The organism is Mesorhizobium ciceri biovar biserrulae, assembly GCF_001618845.1.
Lineage (GTDB): Bacteria > Pseudomonadota > Alphaproteobacteria > Rhizobiales > Rhizobiaceae > Mesorhizobium > Mesorhizobium ciceri.
This window is the reverse complement of sequence record NZ_CP015064.1, coordinates 5,373,733-5,380,000: the sequence shown is the minus strand read 5'-3', so window position 1 is coordinate 5,380,000 and position 6,268 is coordinate 5,373,733. Positions and strand designations below refer to the sequence as shown.

Sequence of the window (6,268 nt, the reverse complement as noted above, 5' to 3'; positions counted from 1 at the left end):
CTCGTGCATGACCGATAGCGAACTAGTACCGTGAGGGAAAGGTGAAAAGCACCCCGACAAGGGGAGTGAAAGAGTACCTGAAACCGATTGCCTACAAACAGTGGAAGCCCAAGGTTCGTCCTGGGTGACCACGTACCTTTTGTATAATGGGTCAGCGACTTAGTGTGACGAGCAAGCTTAAACCGCTAGGTGTAGGCGCAGCGAAAGCGAGTCTGAACAGGGCGTTCAGTTCGTCGCATTAGACCCGAAACCGAGTGATCTAGCCATGAGCAGGTTGAAGGTAAGGTAACACTTACTGGAGGACCGAACCCATAACTGTTGCAATAGTTCGGGATGACTTGTGGCTAGGGGTGAAAGGCCAATCAAACTCGGAAATAGCTGGTTCTCCGCGAAATCTATTTAGGTAGAGCGTCGACCGAATACCCCAGGGGGTAGAGCACTGGATGGGCTAGGGGTCCTCACCGGATTACCAAACCTAACCAAACTCCGAATACCTGGGAGTACTAGTCGGCAGACACACGGCGGGTGCTAACGTCCGTCGTGAAAAGGGAAACAACCCTGACCTACAGCTAAGGTCCCCAAGTTATGGCTAAGTGGGAAAGGATGTGAGGATCCCAAAACAACCAGGATGTTGGCTTAGAAGCAGCCATCATTTAAAGAAAGCGTAACAGCTCACTGGTCTAAATAAGGGTCTTTGCGCCGAAAATGTAACGGGGCTAAAGCCATACACCGAAGCTTAGGGTTTGGTCCGCAAGGGCCAAGCGGTAGCGGAGCGTTCTGTAAGCTGATGAAGCCATACCCGTGAGGGGTGGTGGAGGTATCAGAAGTGCGAATGCTGACATGAGTAACGTAAGGGGAGTGAGAGACTCCCCCGCCGAAAGACCAAGGGTTCCTGCTTAAAGCTAATCTGAGCAGGGTTAGCCGGCCCCTAAGACGAGGCGGAAACGCGTAGTCGATGGGAACCACGTTAATATTCGTGGGCTTGGAGGTAGTGACGGATCATTGAGGTAGTCCAATCTTATCGGATTGAACGGGCTGCTGCGTGGTTCCAGGAAATAGCTCCTCCTTATAAACCGTACCCGAAACCGACACTGGTGGTCTGGTAGAGTATACCAAGGCGCTTGAGAGAACTATGCTGAAGGAACTCGGCAAATTGCACGCGTAACTTCGGAAGAAGCGTGACCCTTTTCTACGCAAGTAGAGGAGGGTGGCACAGACCAGGGGGTAGCGACTGTTTATCAAAAACACAGGGCTCTGCGAAGTCGCAAGACGACGTATAGGGTCTGACGCCTGCCCGGTGCTGGAAGGTTAAGAGGAGGGGTGCAAGCTCTGAATCGAAGCCCCAGTAAACGGCGGCCGTAACTATAACGGTCCTAAGGTAGCGAAATTCCTTGTCGGGTAAGTTCCGACCTGCACGAATGGCGTAACGACTTCCCCGCTGTCTCCAGCATAGACTCAGTGAAATTGAATTCCCCGTGAAGATGCGGGGTTCCTGCGGTTAGACGGAAAGACCCCGTGCACCTTTACTATAGCTTTACATTGGCATTCGTAGTGGCATGTGTAGGATAGGTGGTAGGCTTTGAAGCCTGGGCGCCAGCTCAGGTGGAGCCACCCTTGAAATACCACCCTTATTACTATGGATGTCTAACCGCGGCCCGTTATCCGGGTCCGGGACAATGTATGGTGGGTAGTTTGACTGGGGCGGTCGCCTCCTAAAGAGTAACGGAGGCGCGCGATGGTGGGCTCAGAACGGTCGGAAATCGTTCGCTGAGTGCAATGGCATAAGCCTGCCTGACTGCGAGACTGACAAGTCGAGCAGAGACGAAAGTCGGTCATAGTGATCCGGTGGTCCCGCGTGGAAGGGCCATCGCTCAACGGATAAAAGGTACGCCGGGGATAACAGGCTGATGACCCCCAAGAGTCCATATCGACGGGGTTGTTTGGCACCTCGATGTCGACTCATCGCATCCTGGGGCTGGAGCAGGTCCCAAGGGTATGGCTGTTCGCCATTTAAAGCGGTACGTGAGTTGGGTTCAGAACGTCGTGAGACAGTTCGGTCCCTATCTGCCGTGGGTGTAGGAATATTGAAAGGATCTGTCCCTAGTACGAGAGGACCGGGATGGACGGATCTCTGGTGGACCTGTTGTGGCGCCAGCCGCATAGCAGGGTAGCTATATCCGGACGGGATAACCGCTGAAGGCATCTAAGCGGGAAACCCACCTTAAAACGAGTATTCCCTGAGAACCGTGGAAGACGACCACGTTGATAGGCCGGGTGTGGAAGAGCGGCAACGCTTGAAGCTTACCGGTACTAATAGTTCGATCGGCTTGATCGTTCTCATTCCTTATGCCCATCTGACAAAGTCAGATGGTCTGTTCTCACTCACGCTTGTTCCGCCCTGCGGGCGGCGCTACGTGGGTGCGGCGCATCAGCGCCGACGGTCGACCTTGCGAAGCTTCGCTTCGAAAGGCGCCAGACCAAGAACCGTAAAGGCACACAAAGACCAGCGAACAGCCCCGAGAGGCACCCGACAGCTCCGCTGCCGATGTCTCTTTGTGCGCCTTCGCTCAAAAGCTTCTCGAACAACGTGCGTTTTGCCGACCTGGTGGTTATGGCGGAGCGGCTGCACCCGATCCCATTCCGAACTCGGCCGTGAAACGCTCCAGCGCTGATGGTACTTCGTCTCAAGACGCGGGAGAGTAGGTCGCTGCCAGGTCTGCCAAACGCACGTTGATCTCACATCCAAATCGGATGGAGAAAAATCTTCTCTTTATGAAATGGCCCGCCAAGGGATCACGGGCCGCGTAAGCGGCCCTTTCATTTGGTCAGCCATATACCTATCTGTAGGCCTCGGCTTACACAAAAATTGACGCGGGGTGGAGCAGCCCGGTAGCTCGTCAGGCTCATAACCTGAAGGTCACAGGTTCAAATCCTGTCCCCGCAACCAAATTCAAAAAAGCCCGCCATCGTGCGGGCTCTTTTGTTTTGTGCTGTGCTGCCGGCCTGTCATCAGGCGCCCGCAACCAGCCAAGCCAAGCCGCCAGACAGAAAACAAATCCTCTCCCCAAAACCAACATCAAAAACAGCCCGCCAGCCACAAATGCCCGCGCGCCGTTTTGATATGCGGCTGGGGTGGCCATCGATCTGCCCAGGCTCAGGCCCCCGAAAGCGAAGCCGAAGCTGCGGGACAAGCGGACATATGGAGAGCGTCACGCTGCGTCCGGAACAGATCTATCAAAGACAGGATCGGGGGCTTCAGGCGATAAAGACGCGGCCGGCGGGAGGGTACCATGCGAGCCCCCGTGCGGATATTCTACCACCCTCTCCGGTTTCGCGGCCAAAGGCCCGGTAAGGCCTTGCCCAGCCCGTACGGCATCTTGGCGGCCGCGCCCAGCCTCGTCGACCGGAGCGTAGGAATCCCCTTGAAGTAGAGTATGAAATATATTTCGCTATGTGAATTATATTGACAATGCGCGCCCGGGCTGTAATGTCCCGATCGTCGGCTTTCGGAGGAAGGTCGGCATCATCAAATCCATACGGCAGCGCTCACTGAGTGCCTGCAACGGTCATTGAGGATGGCTTCGGCCAAGGGAGGAAACTTGCGCAAATTTCTGAGCACGCTCGCAATCGCGGCGGCTGCATCGACCTGCTTCGGGTCGATGCAGGTACGCGCCGAAACCCCTAACCCGTTCAAATGCGAGCCGGGTGAAAAATACGTCATGAACGTGATGGTCTCGGGTGTCGAATACTGGTTCCCGGTCTATGAAATGTTCAAGCAGGCCGGCCAGCAGTTCGGCTGCGAGACCGCCTATACGGGTACGCCGGAATACGACGTCAACAAGCAGATCGCCACCTTCGACCAGGCACTGGCGCAGAAGCCGGCCGGCATACTGGTACACCCGATGAACTCCGATCCGTTCATCGAGCCGATCAACCGCGCCATCGAGCAGGGCACCGCGGTGGTGACCTTCGCCGCCGACTCGCCGAATTCCAAGCGCGTCTCCTACATCACCTCCGACAACAATGCCGAAGGCACCTATGCCGCCGACGCCGTTGCCAAGGCGATGGACGGCAAGGGCGAATATGCGGTGCTGGAGAATCCCGGCCAGGACAACCACGACAAGCGCGTCAACGCCTTCGTTGCCCGCATGGAAGCCAAATGGCCTGACATGAAGCTCGTCGGCCGCGCCGCTTCGAACCAGGATCCGACCAAGGCCTATCAGGCGGTTTTGAGCCTGGCCCAGGCGCATCCTGATCTTGGCGCCGTGTTCATGCCGGAGGCCAACTCGGCCATCGGTGCTGCCCAGGCCGCCAAGGAAGGCGGCGGCAAGATCCGCGTCATGCTCGCCGACGTCAACGCCAAGATCCTCGACATGATCAAGGCCGGCGAGATCTTCGGCTCGGTCAATCCCAACCAGGGCATGCAGGGCTATATGGGCTTCATGCTGTTGTGGATGGCCAAGCATCCCGGCCTGATCGATCCGTTGAACGACGCCAAGCGTTCGGGTTTCAACCCGATGAGCGTGCCCTTCGTCGACAATGGCTTCTCCATCGTCTCCAAGGACAATGCGGACGACTTCTACTGGGACAAGTACCTCAAGCGTCGCGGCACCAAGGGCATCGAGGAATAGTCTCGATCGCCGCCCCGGCCTCCACAAGGCCGGACCAACCGGGAAGGAGGCTTCGGCCTCCTTCCTCCCCCGCAAGCATCGCAGGAGCATGGCGTGACCCAGGCGCCCATTCTTGAAATCCGCGGCCTGTCCAAGGCGTTCGGCCCGGTCAAGGCACTGAGCGACGTGCGGTTCGAGCTGCGGCGCGGCGAAATCCATGCGCTGTGCGGCGAGAACGGCGCCGGCAAGTCGACGCTGATGAACATGATCGCCGGTGTATTGCAGCCTGACGAGGGCGACATCCTGATTGATGGTGAGCGCATTTCGATCCACTCGCCCGCGGCCGCCCAACGTCTCGGCATTGCGCTCGTCCACCAGGAGATCGCGCTGTGCCAGGACGCCACGGTTGCCGAAAACATCTACATGGCCGCGATCAACAGCCGGCGCGCGCCGCTGATGAATTTCCAGAAGCTCTACGCTGACGCCCAGAAGGTCATGGACCTGCTCGCGCCCATTCCGGTGCGCACCAGGGTCGCCGACCTCTCCATTTCCAACCAGCAGCTCGTCGAGATCGCCAAGGCGCTGACGCTCGACTGCAAGGTGCTGATGCTCGACGAGCCGACCGCCGCACTCACCGAAAGCGAAGCGCAACGCCTGTTCTCGATCGTGCGCGGGCTTAGGGAACGTGGCATTTCGGTGGTCTATATCAGCCACCGCATGGCCGAGATCTTCTCGCTCTGCGACCGCGTCACCGTCTTCCGCGACGGCCGCTACGTGGCGACCGATGCGATAGCCGCCGTTTCACCCGACGATGTCGTGCGCAAGATGGTCGGCCGCGAAATCACCCAGCTCTATCCCGACAAGCTGGCGCCGCAAGAGCCTGGGCGCCTTCTCCTGTCGGTCGAGGGGCTTTCCGATGGGCGCCGCTTCGCCGACGTCGATCTGCAGCTTCGCGCTGGCGAAATTCTGGGCATAGGCGGCCTGATCGGCGCCGGCCGCAGCGAGATCGCACAGACGGTCTGCGGCCTCAGGCCAATGATTTCTGGAACCGTCGCGCTCGACGGAAAGCAGCTGCGGCTGCGCAGTTATGGCGATGCGGTCAAGGCGGGGCTGGTCTATCTCTCTGAGGATCGCAAAGGCTCCGGCGTGTTCCTCGATCTGCCGATCGCGGCGAACATATCGGCGCTCGACCTCGGCCGGCTCACCGGGCGCCTCGGCCTGCTCGACCGCAAGGCCGAGGATCGTCAGGCGCGGGAGCTGACCGGCAGGCTCGGCGTGCGCATGCCCGGCATCGAGGCCACTGTGTCGACGCTGAGCGGTGGCAACCAGCAGAAGGTTGCCATCGCCAAGCAGCTGTCCGTCAGTCCCAAGGTCATCATCATGGACGAGCCGACGCGCGGGATCGATGTCGGCGCCAAGGTCGAGATTCACCGGCTGCTGCGCCAGCTAGCCGGCAGCGGTGTCGGCGTCATCATCATCTCGTCCGAACTGCCGGAGCTGATTGGCTTGTGCGACCGCGTTCTTGTGGTGCGCGAAGGCAGGATCGCCGGCGAACTCGCCGCCAGCGAGCTCGGCGAGGAAGCCATCATCATGCTCGCCTCGGGCGTCCAGGACAGTTCAATTCAAAGGCAGGCCCAGAATGTCGCCTAGGGAATCAG

Annotated in this window: 2 protein-coding genes, 1 tRNA gene and 2 rRNA genes (1 of these 5 cut by a window edge); all 5 read left to right on the top strand. The window is 58.7% G+C overall.

The genetic code is table 11. From position 1 onward, the window contains the following. Positions 1 to 2,335: ribosomal RNA gene (locus tag A4R29_RS25335) — 23S ribosomal RNA — on the top strand; it begins 487 nt to the left of the window's first position. Positions 2,336 to 2,601: 266 nt separating this feature from the next. Further along, positions 2,602 to 2,716, top strand: a 5S ribosomal RNA gene (gene rrf / locus A4R29_RS25330). 154 nt (positions 2,717 to 2,870) lie between these two features. Further along, positions 2,871 to 2,947: transfer RNA gene (locus A4R29_RS25325), tRNA-Met, on the top strand. 652 nt (positions 2,948 to 3,599) lie between these two features. Continuing rightward, positions 3,600 to 4,631: a substrate-binding domain-containing protein gene (locus tag A4R29_RS25320; protein ID WP_063173801.1), complete on the top strand. Its 1,032-nt coding sequence runs from the start codon at positions 3,600 to 3,602 to the stop codon at positions 4,629 to 4,631. A gap of 93 nt (positions 4,632 to 4,724) precedes the next feature. Further along, on the top strand, positions 4,725 to 6,260 hold the full coding sequence (locus tag A4R29_RS25315) for a sugar ABC transporter ATP-binding protein (RefSeq protein ID WP_063173133.1): 1,536 nt from the start codon (positions 4,725 to 4,727) through the stop codon (positions 6,258 to 6,260). Positions 6,261 to 6,268 lie beyond the last annotated feature (8 nt).